The sequence below is a fragment of the Streptomyces sp. NPDC127129 genome, from assembly GCF_042671585.1.
GTDB lineage: Bacteria > Actinomycetota > Actinomycetes > Streptomycetales > Streptomycetaceae > Streptomyces.
The window spans coordinates 41,764-57,257 of sequence record NZ_JBHXTV010000010.1; the positions used below are offsets into that span (position 1 = coordinate 41,764).

General features: G+C 72.9%; 16 protein-coding genes. 8 read left to right on the forward strand and 8 right to left on the reverse strand.

Features of this window, described 5'->3' with window-relative positions:
- The first annotated feature begins 69 nt into the window (after positions 1–69).
- A complete protein-coding gene (locus ACFVGW_RS20135; protein ID WP_385852931.1) occupies positions 70–1,269 on the forward strand; it encodes an FAD-dependent monooxygenase in 1,200 nt (399 codons plus the stop codon).
- A gap of 64 nt (positions 1,270–1,333) precedes the next feature.
- Complete coding sequence (locus tag ACFVGW_RS20140; RefSeq protein ID WP_385852932.1) at positions 1,334–2,239, forward strand: Gfo/Idh/MocA family protein; 906 nt, start codon at positions 1,334–1,336, stop codon at positions 2,237–2,239.
- On the opposite strand, the gene lnt is transcribed toward ACFVGW_RS20140, so the two are convergent.
- Positions 2,163–4,013 (reverse strand): apolipoprotein N-acyltransferase, encoded by a 1,851-nt coding sequence (gene lnt / locus ACFVGW_RS20145; protein WP_385852933.1) that lies wholly within the window; start codon positions 4,011–4,013, stop codon positions 2,163–2,165. The genes ACFVGW_RS20140 and lnt overlap by 77 nt on opposite strands.
- 97 nt (positions 4,014–4,110) lie before the next feature.
- The gene (locus tag ACFVGW_RS20150; protein ID WP_385852934.1) at positions 4,111–4,548 is read right to left on the reverse strand and encodes a nuclear transport factor 2 family protein; all 438 of its coding nucleotides are present in this window, start codon (positions 4,546–4,548) and stop codon (positions 4,111–4,113) included.
- A gap of 82 nt (positions 4,549–4,630) precedes the next feature.
- Between ACFVGW_RS20150 and ACFVGW_RS20155 the strand changes: the two genes are divergently transcribed.
- On the forward strand, positions 4,631–5,230 hold the full coding sequence (locus tag ACFVGW_RS20155; protein WP_383226813.1) for a flavin reductase family protein: 600 nt from the start codon (positions 4,631–4,633) through the stop codon (positions 5,228–5,230).
- A gap of 18 nt (positions 5,231–5,248) precedes the next feature.
- Here ACFVGW_RS20155 and ACFVGW_RS20160 read toward each other — a convergent pair whose 3' ends face one another.
- The 3 genes from ACFVGW_RS20160 to ACFVGW_RS20170 form a co-directional block, all read right to left on the reverse strand.
- Positions 5,249–5,464, reverse strand: coding sequence for a hypothetical protein (locus tag ACFVGW_RS20160; protein WP_260227218.1), 216 nt, complete (start codon positions 5,462–5,464; stop codon positions 5,249–5,251).
- A 97-nt stretch (positions 5,465–5,561) separates the two neighbouring features.
- Positions 5,562–6,437, reverse strand: coding sequence for an undecaprenyl-diphosphate phosphatase (locus ACFVGW_RS20165; protein WP_385852935.1), 876 nt, complete (start codon positions 6,435–6,437; stop codon positions 5,562–5,564).
- Between the two features lie 109 nt (positions 6,438–6,546).
- Positions 6,547–7,008, reverse strand: coding sequence for a winged helix-turn-helix transcriptional regulator (locus tag ACFVGW_RS20170; protein WP_385852936.1), 462 nt, complete (start codon positions 7,006–7,008; stop codon positions 6,547–6,549).
- A gap of 117 nt (positions 7,009–7,125) precedes the next feature.
- Between ACFVGW_RS20170 and ACFVGW_RS20175 the strand changes: the two genes are divergently transcribed.
- Positions 7,126–8,295 carry a thiolase family protein gene (locus ACFVGW_RS20175; protein WP_385852937.1) on the forward strand — a complete coding sequence of 390 codons (1,170 nt, stop codon included), beginning with the start codon at positions 7,126–7,128 and terminating at the stop codon, positions 8,293–8,295.
- An 18-nt stretch (positions 8,296–8,313) separates the two neighbouring features.
- On the opposite strand, the gene ACFVGW_RS20180 is transcribed toward ACFVGW_RS20175, so the two are convergent.
- Positions 8,314–9,099 (reverse strand): TVP38/TMEM64 family protein, encoded by a 786-nt coding sequence (locus ACFVGW_RS20180; RefSeq protein ID WP_385852938.1) that lies wholly within the window; start codon positions 9,097–9,099, stop codon positions 8,314–8,316.
- 68 nt (positions 9,100–9,167) lie between these two features.
- Between ACFVGW_RS20180 and ACFVGW_RS20185 the strand changes: the two genes are divergently transcribed.
- The 3 genes from ACFVGW_RS20185 (at position 9,168) to ACFVGW_RS20195 (ending at position 12,314) form a co-directional block, all read left to right on the forward strand.
- On the forward strand, positions 9,168–9,875 hold the full coding sequence (locus ACFVGW_RS20185; RefSeq protein WP_385852939.1) for a DNA alkylation repair protein: 708 nt from the start codon (positions 9,168–9,170) through the stop codon (positions 9,873–9,875).
- A 264-nt stretch (positions 9,876–10,139) separates the two neighbouring features.
- Complete coding sequence (gene tuf / locus ACFVGW_RS20190; RefSeq protein ID WP_383226822.1) at positions 10,140–11,309, forward strand: elongation factor Tu; 1,170 nt, start codon at positions 10,140–10,142, stop codon at positions 11,307–11,309.
- 159 nt (positions 11,310–11,468) lie between these two features.
- The gene (locus ACFVGW_RS20195; protein WP_385852940.1) at positions 11,469–12,314 is read left to right on the forward strand and encodes a spermidine synthase; all 846 of its coding nucleotides are present in this window, start codon (positions 11,469–11,471) and stop codon (positions 12,312–12,314) included.
- 3 nt (positions 12,315–12,317) lie between these two features.
- Here ACFVGW_RS20195 and ACFVGW_RS20200 read toward each other — a convergent pair whose 3' ends face one another.
- Positions 12,318–13,637, reverse strand: coding sequence for an MFS transporter (locus tag ACFVGW_RS20200; RefSeq protein ID WP_385852941.1), 1,320 nt, complete (start codon positions 13,635–13,637; stop codon positions 12,318–12,320).
- A 143-nt stretch (positions 13,638–13,780) separates the two neighbouring features.
- Positions 13,781–14,878 carry a hypothetical protein gene (locus tag ACFVGW_RS20205; RefSeq protein WP_385852942.1) on the reverse strand — a complete coding sequence of 366 codons (1,098 nt, stop codon included), beginning with the start codon at positions 14,876–14,878 and terminating at the stop codon, positions 13,781–13,783.
- A gap of 107 nt (positions 14,879–14,985) precedes the next feature.
- Between ACFVGW_RS20205 and ACFVGW_RS20210 the strand changes: the two genes are divergently transcribed.
- Positions 14,986–15,447: a DUF4442 domain-containing protein gene (locus ACFVGW_RS20210; RefSeq protein ID WP_383226830.1), complete on the forward strand. Its 462-nt coding sequence runs from the start codon at positions 14,986–14,988 to the stop codon at positions 15,445–15,447.
- Positions 15,448–15,494 lie beyond the last annotated feature (47 nt).

Sequence of the window (15,494 nt, forward strand, 5' to 3'; positions counted from 1 at the left end):
TCCCGGTGCGACTACGGCTGTAGTACCGTCGAACCTGTCACTACACCTGTAGTTGCCAGGAGGAGAGTCATGGATCAGCACCGTGCCGTCGTCGTCGGAGCCGGCATCGGCGGACTCACCGTCGCCGTCGCCCTGCACCAGGCCGGCTGGAACGTCACCGTCCTGGAGCGCGCCGCCGCCCTGACGCCCGTGGGGGCCGGCATCGGCCTCGCCCCCAACTCCCAGCGCGCGCTGGACGTCATCGGCCTCGGCGACCGCGTCCGCGAGCTCTCCGCCTGGCAGGGCGACGGCGGCATGCGCGCCCCCGACGGCCGCTGGCTCGCCCGTACCAGCGCCAAGGCCGCCGCCGAGCGCTTCGGCGGCCCGCTCGTCCTGCTGCACCGCGCCACCCTCGTCGAGATCCTCACCTCCGCCCTTCCCGAAGGGGTCGTACGGACCGGAGCCGCCGCGTCCCTCGTCGACCCCGGCGACGAAGGACGGCCCGCCGTCGTCAGGACCGCCGACGGGGACGCCGGCGAAGAGATCGAGGCCGAGCTGGTCGTCGGCGCCGACGGCATCCACTCCACGCTCCGCCGCGCCCTCTTCCCCGGCCACCCCGGCCCCGCCTACTCCGGCTTCACCACGTGGCGCGTGGTCGTCCCCGCCCCCGACCGGCCCTTCGCCCCGCACGAGACCTGGGGCGCCGGCCGCCTCTGGGGCACCCAGCCCCTCAAGGACGGCCGGATCTACGCCTACGCGATGGCCGCCGCCCCGGAAGGTGCCCACGCCCCCGACGACGAGAGGGCCGAACTCCTCCGCCTCTTCGGGGACTGGCACCACCCGGTTCCCGGGATCCTCGCCGCCGTCGACCCGGCCGGCGTGCTGCGGAACGACGTCCACCACCTGATCGACCCCCTGCCCGCCTTCCACCGGGGCCGTGTCGCCCTGCTCGGCGACGCCGCCCACGCCATGCAGCCCACCCTCGGCCAGGGCGGCAACCAGGCCATCGAGGACGCGATCGTCCTCGCCCACCACGTCGCCCGGGGAACTCCGCCGAGCCGCGCCCTCGCCGCGTACACCGCCGACCGGCTGCCGCGCACCACCGCGATCGTCCGCAAGGCCGCCCGCACCGGCCGGCTGACCCTGCTGACCGCCCCACCCGCCGTCGCCCTGCGCAACGCGCTCATCGCCGCAGTCTCGCGGTTCGGCCCCGGGCTCGTGCTGCGCGGCTTCGACGGCATCGCCGACTGGCGGCCCCCGCTCGCCGACGAGCGTGCCCGCGTAAGCTGACCAGCGCGAACGGCGGGCCGTACGCCGTCGAAGAGAGCACCCCAACAAGCGCTAGGGAGACCCCGTGAAGGTCGGCTGCATCGGACTCGGCGACATCGCTCAGAAGGCATATCTCCCCGTCCTCGCCGCCCTCCCCGGGGTCGAACTCCACCTCCAGACACGGACGAAGACCACCCTGGACCGAGTCGCCGAGATCCACCGCGTGCCCGGCGACCAGCGTCACGGCGACCTCGACTCGCTGCTCGCCGCGGGGCTCGACGCGGCGTTCGTGCACGCGCCGACGGACGCGCACCCCGAGATCACCGCCCGGCTCCTGCAGGCGGGCGTACCGACGTACGTCGACAAGCCGCTGGCGTACGAATACGCCGACTCCGAACGGCTCGTGGAGCTCGCCGAGGCGCGCCGGGTGAGCCTGGCCGTCGGCTTCAACCGCAGGCTCGCCCCCGGCTACGCGCAGTGCCTGGACCACCCGCGCGAGCTGATCCTCATGCAGAAGAACCGCGTCGGCATGCCCGAGGACCCGCGCACCCTCGTCCTCGACGACTTCATCCACGTCGTCGACACCCTGCGCTTCCTGCTGCCGGGAGACGTCGAGCACACCGACGTACGCGCCCGGATCAGGGACGGGCTCATGCACCACGTCGTGCTCCAGCTCTCCGGCGACGGATTCACCGCCATCGGCATGATGAACCGGATGAACGGCTCCACCGAGGAGATCCTGGAGGTCTCGGGCCAGGACACCAAGCGTCAGGTCCTCAACCTCGCGGACATCGTCGACCACAAGGGGCAGCCGACGACCCGCCGGCGCGGCGACTGGGTGCCGGTGGCCCGTCAGCGCGGTATCGAGCAGGCCGTGCTGGCCTTCCTCGACGCGGTACGGGACGGCACGACGCTCAGCGCTCGCGACGCCCTCGCGACCCACGAGCTGTGCGAGCGCGTGGTGCGCGAAGCTCTGATGCAGGCCTCCTGAGGGCGCCCATGCCCTCGGCGGCGCAGAGCGCGGCCAGGACGCTGAGAGCGCCGTACAACACCCAGTCGCCGTACCGGACGTAGCCCGTCGTCCCCCGCGCGAGCGGTACGTCGTAGACGGCGGCCGCGCTCCGGTCGGTGCCCAGGGGGGCGCCGACCCGGCCGCCGTCCGGGGCGTACACGGCACTGACACCGGTCAGCGTCGCGTGCACCATCGGCCGCCCGGACTCCGCCGCGCGCAGCGCCGCCAGCGAGGCGTGCTGGGCGGGCGCCCAGCTGTTCTGGAAGGTCGACGTCGCCGACTGGGCGACGAGCACGTCGGCGCCGTCGCGGGTCAGCCGGCGGCTCATGTCGGGGAACGCCGACTCGAAGCAGACCAGCGGGCCGATCCGCAGCGGCGGCCGACCGTCCTCGGGCGGCAGGGTCATCACCACCGGTTCCGTCCCGCGCCGCCGGTCCTCGCCCGCCGCCTTGCCGACCGAGGTCACCCAGCCGAGCACCGGGCGCGCCGGGATGTACTCGCCGAACGGTACGAGCCGCATCTTGTCGTACCGGTCGCCCGTCGGCCCCTGCGGCCCTATCAGGACACTGCTCTTGAAGATGCCCGGCCGGTCGGAGCGGCGGGCGTCCACATTGACCAGGATCGGGGCGTCGACGGCACGCGACAGGGCGGACAGCCGGGCCGCGAGGTCGGTGCGCGCGGTCAGGTCCGCGCCGACGCTGCTCTCGCCCCAGACGACCAGGTCGAGGTCCTGGCCGACGAGCTCCCGGGTGAGTGCCTCACCCCGGGCGAACCTCTGCTCGGCCCCGGCCACCCCGTCGTACACCCCCGGCTGGACGACGGCGATCCGCGCCGTGCCCTGCTCGCGTGGTGGTGCGACGCCCCACCAGACCACGCCCACGGTGAGGGCGCACACCACGAGGCCGACCAGGCCCGTCAGTCGAACGGCAGCCGTCGACACCACGAGCAGAGCCACAGCGGTGTTGACCGCCACCACGAGCAGCGAGACCAGCCAGACGCCGCCGACCGAGGCGAGGCGGAGCGCCGGGGCGATCTGCCACTGACTGGCGCCGAGGAGCCCCCAGGGCCCGCCCAAGCCCTCCCAGGACCGGGCGAGTTCGATGAGCAGCCAGCCGGAGGGGACGACGAGGATCGCGGCGGCCGCGCGCAGGCCGGAAGGACCGTCTCCGAGCATCGCGCGGACGAGCCACCCCCACGGCAGCCACAGGAGACCGAGCAGCGCGGCGATGACGAGGATGAACACGTGCAGGCTCGGCATCAGCCACTGGTGCACGGCGAGCACGAACCCGACGCCGCCCAGCCAGCCCTCGAGCGCCGCCCGGCGCGCGGTGGGCGCGGTGCGGAGCAGCAGCAGCCAGGGAACGAGCGCGACATAGGCGAGCCACCACAGCCCGGCCTCCGGGAACGCCAGCGCGGGCAGGGCGCCGGCGACGACCGCGAGCACGGCGCGGGCGGCGCGGTGCGACGTCACGGGCACCGGGCGCGGACCGGTGCGGGCGCCGGTGTCACGGTCGGCACGGGCGCCCGCGCCGGGGCCGGTTCCGGTGTCCGCCCCGGAGCCCGTGCCGGGGCCGTTTCCCGTGTCCGTCCTGGAGCCCGTGCCGGTTCCGGTGTTCGCCCCGGAGCCCGTGCCGGTTCCCGCGCCTGCCCCGGAACCCGTGGCGGTGTCCGCCCCGGAGCCCGTGCCCGTGCCGGTGTTCGTGTCGCTGCCGGGCGCGCCCTCGCTGTCGCGACGGCCGAACGGATTCCGCATGCGGCGTCGCCTCCAGGTGTCGCCTCCAGTGTGCGCCGTACGACCGCCGCGGCCCCACGGGCGCCACGACCGGACGACCCCTACGGCCGTACGGCCGTCAGAGGCGGCGCCACTTCTCCTCGACGACCACGGAGCGCAGCCGCCAGCCGGCGTCCGTCCTGGTCAGCGTGAACGTGTAGCGGCCGCCGCAGACGAAGTCCTCACCCGACTCGAAGCGCATCGGGTTCACGTAGTCGGCGCGGACGTCCGCGCTGTCGCCCGGGTAGCCGCCGAGGTCCTGGATCCGGACCCGGCGGTTCACGATGAGGTGCTGGCGCACCGGGAAGAGCCGCATCGTCTCCGCGAGCCAGTCGGCGACCTCGGTCGCGGGGCCCTCGACACCGCCGGAGCCGCGGTAGTCGGCCCGGCCGTCGCGGGTGAACAGCGCCCGGTAGCCCGCCCAGTCGGAGTCGTCCACGGCCACCGCGTACCCGGTGACGAGGTCGTCGATGGCCATCCGGTCCATCACGGTCGCGAGGTCCACGCGCTGCGTCATCGCTTCAGTGTCGGGCAGCGGAGGCGGGGCGCCAAGAGCCGTGCGTCGGAGGCGTGGTCGGATACCGGTCATACTTCTCGGCATGCGTATCGACTTCGATCCCGACCGCAGTGACCGGAACAGTTTCTACCGGCTGCTCACCGCCACCGTCGTGCCCCGGCCCATCGCCTGGATCTCCACGACGTCGGCCGACGGGACCGACAATCTCGCACCGCACTCCTTCTTCACGATCTCCTCGGTCACGCCGCCGGTGGTGCAGTTCACCTCGGTGGGCCGCAAGGACTCGCTGCGGAACATCGAGGACACGGGCGCGTTCGTCGTGAACCTGTCCCCCGAGCCGCTCTTCGAGCAGATCAACGCCACGGCGACGGACTTCCCGCGCGGCGTGAGCGAGTTCGACGCCTGCGGGGTGGAGCGCGAGCCGAGTCTGCGGGTCAAGCCGCCCCGGGTGGCGTCCTCGCCGGTCGCGCTGGAGTGCGAACTGCACAGCACGCTGCGGATCGGGGACTCGACCGTCGTCTTCGGGCGGGTGGTGCACGCGGCGGTGGACGAGTCCGTGATGGTGGACGGTCACCCCGAGATCACGCTGATGCGCCCGCTGACCCGGCTCGGCCGGAACGAGTGGGGGACCCTCGGCGGCGTCCGCGAGATCGCCCGGGTGCCGTACGACCCCGAGGCCTGACGGGCCGGGGAGCCGGCCTCAGGCCGCCTCCCACCGGTGCGGGCGGCCGCCGCGCCACTCCACCAGGTGGGGGTCGTCGAGGATCATGTCGGCGTCCTCGAGCCCCGCTCGGCGCAGGAACTCGACGAGGTCGGTGTCGTTGTGCGCCAGGCCCACGATCTGGCCGCGGACGGTGACGCGCCGCCCGCCGTCGGGGGACGGGCGGTGCACGACGATGGGGGGTTGCCAGGCCATGGTTCCAGGGTGCGACGCGCACCCGAAGATCGCCCGGCGGGGTCGGCCCCGGCGCAGTCGGGCGGCGCCTGCCGGAGTCGGCCGGGGCCTGGCCGGGTCAGCTGCCGGACTCGCCCGCGTGCGGGCTCAGGGTGTCCGTGCCGACCAGGATGAAGAGCAGGATGCCCAGTGCGATCCGGTAGATCACGAACGGCATGAAGCTCTTGGTCGTGATGAACTTCATGAACCAGGCGATGACGGCGTAACCGACGGCGAACGCGATGATCGTCGCGAAGATCGTCGGGCCCCAGGACACATGGCCGCCCTCGGTGGCGTCCTTCAGCTCGAAGACGCCCGAGGCCAGTACGGCGGGGATGGCGAGCAGGAACGAGTAGCGGGCCGCCGCCTCGCGGGTGTAGCCCATCAGCAGACCGCCGGAGATCGTCGCGCCCGAACGGGAGACACCGGGGATCAGGGCCATCGCCTGGCAGATGCCGTAGATCAGGCCGTCGCGCACGCCGAGGTCCTTGAGCGTCTTGCGCTCGCGGGCCGCGCGGTGCCGGCCGCCGGCCTCGTCGCGGGCGGCCAGCCGGTCCGCGACCCCGAGGACGATGCCCATCACGATGAGGGTCGTGGCGATCAGCCGCAGATCGCGGAACGGGCCCTCGATGTGGTCCTTCAGCGTCACACCGAGCACGCCGATCGGGATCGAGCCGACGATGACCAGCCAGCCCATCTGCGCGTCGTGGTCGCCGCGCATCGACTTGTCGCGGAGCGAGCGGAACCACGCCGAGACGATCCGGGCGATGTCCTTGCGGAAGTAGATCAGGACCGCGGTCTCCGTACCGATCTGCGTGATCGCGGTGAAGGCCGCTCCCGGGTCCTCCCAGCCGGCGAACGCGGCGGTGAGGCGGAGGTGCGCGCTGGAGGAGATGGGAAGGAACTCCGTCAGCCCCTGGACGAGTCCGAGGATGAATGATTCGAACCAACTCATGGGGCTAGGGCCGTCCCGAATGTGCTCGTGCGGTCAGAAGAGGCGGTCGGATCGGAGATCGGCCGCCGGTCGTTGCGCAGCGTACCGTCCCTGGGTGAAGCCCTTGATCTCAGGTCTCCACAGGGCCCTTCGTCGTCCAGCCGGGTGACCGCACATGGTGGGTCAGGCTGGCGGGGTCCGCCTCGCCGCCGCAGCAGGCGCAGACGACGCGCGGGCTGAGCACCTCGCCGCAGCTGTGTTCCAGGAGCACCGGGCGGTCGTCGCCGTTCAGATGCCGGTCGCCCCAGGCCATCAGCGTCAGCAGGACGGGCTGCAGCTCCTTCCCGGCGAGGGTGGCGCGGTACTCGAAGCGCGCCGGGCGCTCGCTGTACGGCACCTTCTCCACGATCCCCGCCTCCACGAGCCGCTTGAGGCGCGCGGTGAGGATGTCGCGCGGGGCGCCGGTGTTCCGCGCGATGCGGTCGAAGCGGTGAACGCCGAGCGAGATCTCGCGCATCACCAGCAGCGCGTACTTCTCACCGACGAGGGCGAGGGTGTCGGCGATCGAGCAGGGGCGGGGGGCGGCCTTCATGCGCCCAGCCTAAGGGAGCGGACACGGGACGGTTTGAAAATCAAACCGACTGGGCTATGTTACTGGCAGGTGTAGGTCCAGTTTTCCAACTCATCAGGTGAGCGAGGAGCCGTCATCATGCGCGACGCCGTCATCGTCGAAGCAGTCCGTACGCCCATGGGCAGGGGGAAGGCCACCGGCGCCCTCTCCCAGGTCCACCCCGTCGCCCTGCTCTCCCACACCCTCAAGGCGCTGATCGACCGCAGCGGCATCGACCCCGCGCTCGTCGACGACGTCATCGGCGGAACGGTCGACCAGGTCGGCGAACAGGCCATGAACACCACCCGGTACGCCTGGCTCGGCGCCGGATTCCCCGAGTCCGTGCCCGCCACCACCGTCGACCGGCAGTGCGGCTCCTCCCAGCAGGCGGTGCACTTCGCGGCCCAGGGCGTGCTCTCGGGGGCGTACGACATCGCCGTCGCCTGCGGGGTCGAGTCGATGAGCCGGGTACCGATGTGGTCGAACGTGCCGCCCGGCGCCGACCCCTTCGGACCGGGTGTCGCCGCGCGGTACCCCGAGGGCCTCGTGCCGCAGGGCATCAGCGCGGAGCTGATCGCCGCGAAGTGGTCGATCGGGCGGGAGGCGATGGACGAGTTCGCCGCCGCCTCGCACGCCAAGGCCGCGCGGAGCTGGGAGGCCGGGCTCTTCGACGCGGAGGTCGTTCCCTACGGAGAGGTCCGGCGCGACGAGTCCGTGCGGCCCACGACGACGCCCGAGATCCTCGCCGGACTCCGGCCCGCCTTCGAGGACCCGGGATTCGCCGAGCGCTTCCCGCAGATCGACTGGTCGGTGACGGCCGGCAACAGCAGCCCCACCAACGACGGAGCCTCGGCCGTGCTCGTCATGGCCGCCGAGACCGCCGAGCGGCTCGGCCTGCGGCCGCTCGCCCGGCTGCACAGCTTCGCGGTGACCGGTTCCGACCCGCTGCTCATGCTCACCGGCGTCATCCCCGCCACGGAGAAGGTGCTGCGCCGGGCCGGACTCGGCCTGGACGAGATCGATCTCTTCGAGATCAACGAGGCGTTCGCCAGCGTCGTGCTCGCCTGGCAGCAGGAGACCGGAGCGGACCCGGCCAAGGTCAACGTCCACGGCGGCGCCATCGCGCTCGGCCACCCGCTCGGCGCGAGCGGCACCCGCCTGACGACCACCCTGGTCCACGCCCTGCGCGCGCGGGGCGCGCGGTACGGCCTCCAGGCCATGTGTGAGGCGGGCGGCCTGGCGAACGCGATGATCGTCGAGGCGCTCTGAGGCAGGGCGCCCTCCGGGTCAGCCGGCCTTCGGGGATCCCGCCGGTTCCAGAGGGCGCGCCGGTGCGGGGGCGGCGGGGGCCTGGTCGGCTGCCGCCCCCGCCCGGGCCCGCAGGCCGTGGCGCTTGCGCCACGCCACGGCCGCCGCGCCCAGGCCGGACACGACGATGAAGCCCATCGAGACGAGGAACGCGGGCGACGTCGGCGACCCGGCCTGGCTGCCCGCCACCACGTACGCCGCCGTGTTCGGGATCGATCCGAGGCCGGTGGCCAGCAGGAACGGCGCGTACCCCATGCGCGAGACGGACGCGCAGTAGTTGGCCGCCGCGAACGGCACCCCGGGGAAGAGCCGGATCGCCAGCATCGAGCGGAAGCCGTGCCGGCTCAACTGCCCGTCCGCGGCCGTCAGCCAGCGCCCCCGCAACAGCGGCCGCAGCGCGCCCTGCCCCAGCAGCCGCCCCAGCGTGAACGAGATGCCCGCCCCGAGGACCGTCCCGGCCACCGCGGCCGCCAGCCCCGCCTGCGTACCGAACAGCGCGCCCGCCGCCAGGTTCAGGATCGGCCTCGGCACGAACGCGGCGGTGCACACGCCGTACGCCAGACCGAACAGCACCACCGCGCCCGCACCGCTCGCCTGCGGCGGCCAGCCGGCCGCGAGCAGCCGCTGTGGCTCGTACAGGACCACGGTCGTCGCCGCGCCGACGAGGAGCGCCGCGAGCAGGGACAGCCGCGACCAGGGCGAGAGCAGAGCCCGGGAGCAGCGCAGAGCGAGGGAGCCCGGCGGCCGGGTGACGGGGTCGAGCATCCGGGGAGAGTAACCGAACCACCCATGTGATCGCCGTAATGTCCGTCATCCGCCGTACTGTGAGCCGTATGACGTCCGCGCCGCCCGCCGTCCCCGCCAGCGCCCTCGCCGACACGGTGCTCGAACGCCTCACCGAGATCTATCCCGCTGCCGGCGACCCCTTCAGGGCCCAGGAGATGGTGGCGTACATGAAGGGCGTCGCCCCCTTCCTCGGCATCCGCACCCCCGAGCGGCGCGCCCTGTCCCGTACCGTCCTGGAGGGCACCCCGCGCCCCGACGAGGCGGACTGCGCGGCCGTCGCGCTGCGCTGCTTCGCCCTCCCGGAGCGCGAGTACCACTACTTCGGCGTCGACTACCTGCGCCGCCACGTCAAGAGCTGCTCCTCCGGCTTCCTGCCCGTCGCCCGGCATCTCGTCACCACCGAATCCTGGTGGGACACCGTCGACCACCTCGCCGCCCACGTCGTCGGAGGTCTCGTCGCCGCCGACCCGGGGCTCGCCGCGCGGATGGACGAGTGGATCGAGGACGACGACCTCTGGGTCGCGCGCACCGCGCTGCTCCACCAACTCCGGTTCAAGGGCGCCACCGACACCGAGCGGCTGTTCGCCTACTGCCTGCGCCGGGCCCCGGACACGGACTTCTTCCTCCGCAAGGCGATCGGCTGGGCCCTGCGCGAGTACGCGAAGACCGGCCCCGACGAGGTGCGCGCGTTCGTCGACGGCAACCGGGAGAGGCTCGCCCCGCTCTCCGTGCGCGAGGCGCTCAAGCACCTCTGAACTCCCGCTCGGCAGAAAATCGTTCGACGGCCGTCCCCCGTCCCGGGATGATCGTGGGCATGTTCCGGTACGCCTTCCTCGCAGCACGGCCCGCAGTCGCGGCCGCGCCGAAGGCTGCCGATCTCCTCGTTCCCGGCACGGCAGCCGCATTCGACGGCGCCCGAAGCTGACCCTCCCCGGATCGTCCGGCGGACCCCGCAGGGGGAGGGTCGGTCCGGCCCCGGGGTCCCCTCACACGCTTCGAGCTCAAGGAACGAGCGAACCATGTCCAAGACGGCGTACGTGCGCACCAAGCCGCACCTGAACATCGGCACCATGGGCCACGTCGACCACGGCAAGACCACCCTCACCGCCGCCATCACCAAGGTTCTCAGCGAGCGCGGGACGGGCACGTTCGTGCCCTTCGACCGGATCGACCGCGCGCCCGAGGAGGCGCAGCGCGGCATCACGATCAACATCGCGCACGTCGAGTACGAGACCGACACCCGCCACTACGCCCATGTCGACATGCCCGGTCACGCCGACTACGTCAAGAACATGGTCACGGGCGCCGCCCAGCTCGACGGGGCGATCCTCGTCGTCTCCGCGCTCGACGGGATCATGCCGCAGACGGCGGAGCACGTCCTGCTCGCCCGCCAGGTCGGCGTCGACCACATCGTCGTCGCGCTCAACAAGGCCGACGCCGGGGACGACGAGCTGACCGACCTGGTCGAGCTGGAGGTCCGCGAGCTGCTGTCCGCGCACGGCTACGGCGGCGACGCCGTCCCCGTCGTCCGCGTCTCCGGGCTCAAGGCCCTGGAGGGGGACCCACGTTGGACCGCCTCGATCGAGGCGCTGCTGGACGCCGTGGACACCTACGTACCGATGCCGGTGCGCTATGTGGACGCCCCGTTCCTGCTGTCCGTCGAGAACGTGCTCACCATCACGGGCCGCGGCACCGTCGTCACCGGCGCGGTCGAGCGCGGGACGGTGCGGGTCGGCGACCGTGTGGAGGTGCTCGGCGCGGAGACGGAGACGGTCGTCACCGGCGTGGAGACCTTCGGCAAGCCCATGGAGTCCGCCGAGGCCGGCGACAACGTGGCCCTGCTGCTGCGCGGTGTCGCACGCGACACGGTCCGCCGCGGGCACGTCGTGGCGGCGCCCGGCAGCGTGGTCCCGCGGCGGCGGTTCACCGCGCAGGTCTACGTCCTGTCGGCGAAGGAGGGCGGTCGCACCACCCCCGTCTCCACCGGCTACCGGCCGCAGTTCTACATCCGGACCGCGGACGTCGTCGGCGACGTCGACCTGGGCGAGCGGGCCGTCGCGCGCCCGGGCGACACGGTCACCCTGACCGTCGAGCTCGGACGTGACGTACCGCTGGAGCCCGGCCTCGGCTTCGCCATCCGCGAGGGCGGCCGCACTGTCGGCGCGGGCACGGTCACGACGGTGGACTGACCGCACGCGTACGGGCGGGGGCCCGCACTCCGCATCCATGGAGTGCGGGCCCACCGCCACTCGTGCACGTCGGGCCCGTGCCGGTCGGGCTCGTGCCGGACGGGCCCGTGCCCGCCTCCCACGCGGAGGCGGTCCGTGGTCCGCGGGCACAATGAGAGCGTGAACGAGCAGATACCCGTCATCCGGGACGTCGACGGCGGCACCGCCCGGCTCATGCCCGACGTCGACCGCGAGCGGGCCTGGCTGCTCACGGTCGACGGCGCGCCACAGTCGTACGTCGACCTGGACGATCCGGCGTACCTGGAGTTCGAGTACGCGCGCCGGCTGGCCCACGTCCTCGACAGCGCCGCCGACGAGGGCGAACCGCTCGCCGTCCTGCACCTCGGCGGCGGCGCGCTCACCCTGCCCCGGTACGTCGCGACCACCCGCCCCGGCTCCCGCCAGGACGTGGTGGAGGCCGACCGGGGCCTGCTCGACCTGATCACCGAGCATCTGCCGCTGCCGGAGGGCTCCGGTGTGACCGTGCACGGCGCCGACGCCCGGGCCTGGCTGGAGAGCGCGCCCGCCGCGTCGGCGGACGTGCTCGTCGCCGACGTCTTCGGGGGCTCGCGCGTCCCCGCGCACCTGACCTCCGTGGAGTACGCCCGCGAGGCACGACGGGTGCTGCGGCCGGGCGGGATCTACGCGGCCAACCTGGCCGACGGGGCGCCGTTCGCCTTCCTCCGCTCCCAACTGGCCACCTTCGCGGCCGTCTTCCCCGAACTGGCCCTGATCGCCGAGCCCGCCGTGCTGCGCGGCCGCCGCTTCGGCAACGCCGTCCTCGTCGCCTCCGACCGGGAGATCGACACGATCCGACTGGCCCGGCGTGCGGCGGCGGACGCGTTCCCCGCGCGGGTGGAGTACGGCGACACCCTGACACGCTTCACCGGCGACGCCCGGCCGGTCGGCGACCCGGATGCCGTGCCGTCCCCCGTACCGCCGGACGGGGCGTTCAGCGTGGGGTGACGGTCAGCGGACCGCGTCCGTGCCCGCACCCGTGGGTGCCTGCTCCGGCGGAAGAGGAGCGGCGGGACCGGAGGCGATCCGCTTCGTGCGGCGCGTCAGGTTCCTGACGTCCGGGACGAACAGCACCAGCGCCGTCACGACCACGATCAGGACCGCCGAACCCCACAGCGCCTGGCTCCGCCCGAAGACGCTCTCCGCCGGGCCCGCCAGGGCCGTGGACAGCGGGAGCATGGCCGTCGATCCGAACCAGTCGTACGCGGCGACCCGGGACAGCTTCTCCTCCGGGATCTCCTGGTGCAGCGTCGTCATCCACGCCACGCCGAACACCTCGATGGCGACCCCGCTGACGAACATGGCCGCCGAGAGCCCGACCACGTCGAGCGGCACCGCGAGCGCCGCCGAGGGCAGGGCGATCGGGAAGACGCCCAGGGTGCCGACCAGCAGCATCCGGCGCGGCTTCCAGCGCATCATCAGCAGCGCGCCGCTGAGCGTACCGACGCCGAACGCGGCGAGCGCGAGCCCCCAGGGCCTGGCGCCGCCCAGCTCGTCCCGGGCGACCAGCGGTCCGTACACCGACTCGGCCGCGCCGACCAGGGCCACGACGATGGAGAACTGCGCCACGATCGACCACAGCCAGGGCCGCCCGATGAACTCCTGCCAGCCCTCGCGGAGATCGGCGAGGAGTCCGCCGCCCGCCTCGCGTTCGCGGATGTGGCTGACGTCGAGGAAGGCGCGCAGCGCACCGGCGACGGCGAACGCGGCCGCGTCGATGGCGAGGACCCAGCCGGGGCCGACGGCGGCGATCATCGCGCCGCCGAGCGCGGCCCCGCCGATGCCGGCACCGTGCATCGCCATCCGGAAGAGCGCGAAGGCCCGGCTGACCTGCTCGCCGCTGACGCTCGACATCAGCATGCCCTCGGCCGCCGGGCTGAAGAAGGCCTGGCCCGTTCCGCACAGCGCGGTCAGCAGCATCATCTGCCACAGCTGCGGTTCGCCGGCGAGGACGAGAACGGCGAAGGCGCCCTGCGAGACGCAGTTCAGCGCGTTGGCGGCGACCATCACGCGGTGCCGGGGTATCCGGTCGGCGACGGCGCCGCCGATGAGGAGGAAGAGGACGAGCGGCAGTGTCCTGGCCGCCGCGACGAGCCCCACGTCTCCGCCGTCGCCGCCGGTCTGGATCACCGCGAACGCCGCCGCGATCAGGGCGCCGTGGGTGCCCAGGTTGGTGACGATCGCGGCGGCGGTCAGCAGGATGTAGTTGCGGCCTGCCCATTCGGGACGGCGGGAGCGCGGCGTGCGGGGGGAGGCGGCGACAGTACTCACTCCGGGACTATCCCCGGCGACGCCGCCTCCTGCCAAACGGATTACCCGTCAGCTCGCCGTCCGGCCGCTCGTTCTCCGGCGGCCCGTTCTCCGGCTGCTCGTTCTCCTGCCGCCTTCGCCCGTGCGCCGTTCGGCTCCGCCCGTCAGGACGCTTCCGGGGCCAGCCTCACCGTGGCGAGGATCTTCTGGATCGTGGCGTCCGCCAGCTCGTCCTTCACGCCGTCCGCCCCGTAGAGCACGAACGACGAGAAGTCGCCCTTGGCGTTCTTGAAGGAGAACGCGAGGGACTTGCCGTCCGACTCGCAGTTGTTCCGCTTCTTGATCCCCGGGGCGGTCGCCGTCGCGACGTGGCCCGCGAGGCCGGACGTGGTGGTGTACGGCACCGCCTTGGTGATCTTGATGGTCCCCTTGGGCATGTGCTGGGCGTAACCCGCCCACACCCAGTTGCCGGCCTCGTTGAACGCCGCCTCGGCGGTGTCCTTGGCCCCCTGACCGCCCTTGGTGCCGGCGCTGCTCAGACCCCAGTGCTCCTCGGAGCCGTCCTTGTTCGTGTCGAGCGTGCACCACTTGCTCTTGTAGCGCACGGGCGCGGACATGGTGACGACCGGAGTGCCGTCGCCCTTCTTCTCGTCCTCGAAGAACGTGACGGAGCCGGGCTTGAGGAGCTCCCAGTCGGCAGGTACGTCGAAGAGCGTGCCGTACTTCGGGTTGTGGACGACCTTCCAGCCCGGGATGGTCGGCTGCAGCGCGGCGTCGTCACGCGGGTTGTCGAGCGAGGGGGAGGTGGACGGCTCACCCGAGCCGCCGGAGGTGGGGGCCGAGACGGTCGGCTTCGGGTCGTCGCCCCCCGCCTTCGTGTTCTTGTCGTCGTTGCCGAGGACCAGGAACCCGGTGACGCCGGCGGTGACGACCACGGCGGTCGCGGCGACGATGGCGATCAGGGTCGTCTGCTTCTTCTTGCCGTCGCCGGGTCCGCCCTGGGGCGCGCCCGGGACCTGGTACTGCGGCACGGTCGGCTGCTGGTACGGGTTGGGCTGCTGGGAGCCGGGCTGCGCGGGCTGCTGGGGGTAACCGGGCTGCGTGGGCGGCTGGGCCGGCGGCTGCTGCGGGTACCCGGGCTGCTGCTGGTAGCCGGGCTGTTGGTACGGGTTGGGCTGCTGGTACCCCGACTGCTGATAGGGGTTCTGACTCTGGTCCTGCGGGTTCTGCTCGCCCCCGGGCGGCTGCTGTCCTGGCCACATGGCCAGTAACCATAGAGGTGCGGCCGGAACCGTGCTACGCCCGCCCCCGTGAGGGTGTGGTGCAGGCGGGATGGCCTTCTCTGCTACCCGTGGGTAACATCGCCGCCATGAGCGCAGACCAGATGTCCGTCGGCGAGATGCTCGCCGCGACCGTCCCCATGGCCAGGACCCTGAACCTCGAGTTCCTGGAGACCACGCCCGAGCGAGCCGTCGTCCGCCTGCCGGACCAGGCCGACTACCACAACCACGTCGGCGGCCCGCACGCCGGAGCCATGTTCACCCTGGCCGAGTCGGCCAGTGGCGCGATCGTCCTGGCCGCCTTCGGCGACCAGCTGAACCGCGCGGTCCCGCTCGCGGTCACCGCCGAGATCGGCTACAAGAAGCTGGCCATGGGCGTCGTCACCGCCACCGCCACCCTCGGCCGCCCGGCCGTCGAGGTCGTCGCCGAACTCGACGCGGGCGAGCGCCCGGAGTTCCCGGTCCACATCGCGATCACCCGCGAGGACGGCGCCGTGACGGGCGAGATGACGGTCGTCTGGACCCTGCGCCCGAACGGCCAGGGGAAGTAACGGACGACTAGCCGCGCCCCGGACCCGCGGACCGCGCCCGGCCAAGG

Bases quoted from the DNA above. Each gene is read 5' to 3' on its own strand.
- ACFVGW_RS20205 (WP_385852942.1), bottom strand. From the start codon at position 14,878: ATGTGGCCAGGACAGCAGCCGCCCGGGGGCGAGCAGAACCCGCAGGAC.
- ACFVGW_RS20135 (WP_385852931.1), top strand. From the start codon at position 70: ATGGATCAGCACCGTGCCGTCGTCGTCGGAGCCGGCATCGGCGGACTC.
- ACFVGW_RS20175 (WP_385852937.1), top strand. From the start codon at position 7,126: ATGCGCGACGCCGTCATCGTCGAAGCAGTCCGTACGCCCATGGGCAGG.
- ACFVGW_RS20180 (WP_385852938.1), bottom strand. From the start codon at position 9,099: ATGCTCGACCCCGTCACCCGGCCGCCGGGCTCCCTCGCTCTGCGCTGC.
- ACFVGW_RS20165 (WP_385852935.1), bottom strand. From the start codon at position 6,437: ATGAGTTGGTTCGAATCATTCATCCTCGGACTCGTCCAGGGGCTGACG.
- ACFVGW_RS20150 (WP_385852934.1), bottom strand. From the start codon at position 4,548: ATGACGCAGCGCGTGGACCTCGCGACCGTGATGGACCGGATGGCCATC.
- ACFVGW_RS20160 (WP_260227218.1), bottom strand. From the start codon at position 5,464: ATGGCCTGGCAACCCCCCATCGTCGTGCACCGCCCGTCCCCCGACGGC.
- tuf (WP_383226822.1), top strand. From the start codon at position 10,140: ATGTCCAAGACGGCGTACGTGCGCACCAAGCCGCACCTGAACATCGGC.
- ACFVGW_RS20210 (WP_383226830.1), top strand. From the start codon at position 14,986: ATGAGCGCAGACCAGATGTCCGTCGGCGAGATGCTCGCCGCGACCGTC.
- ACFVGW_RS20185 (WP_385852939.1), top strand. From the start codon at position 9,168: ATGACGTCCGCGCCGCCCGCCGTCCCCGCCAGCGCCCTCGCCGACACG.
- ACFVGW_RS20170 (WP_385852936.1), bottom strand. From the start codon at position 7,008: ATGAAGGCCGCCCCCCGCCCCTGCTCGATCGCCGACACCCTCGCCCTC.
- lnt (WP_385852933.1), bottom strand. From the start codon at position 4,013: ATGCGGAATCCGTTCGGCCGTCGCGACAGCGAGGGCGCGCCCGGCAGC.
- ACFVGW_RS20155 (WP_383226813.1), top strand. From the start codon at position 4,631: ATGCGTATCGACTTCGATCCCGACCGCAGTGACCGGAACAGTTTCTAC.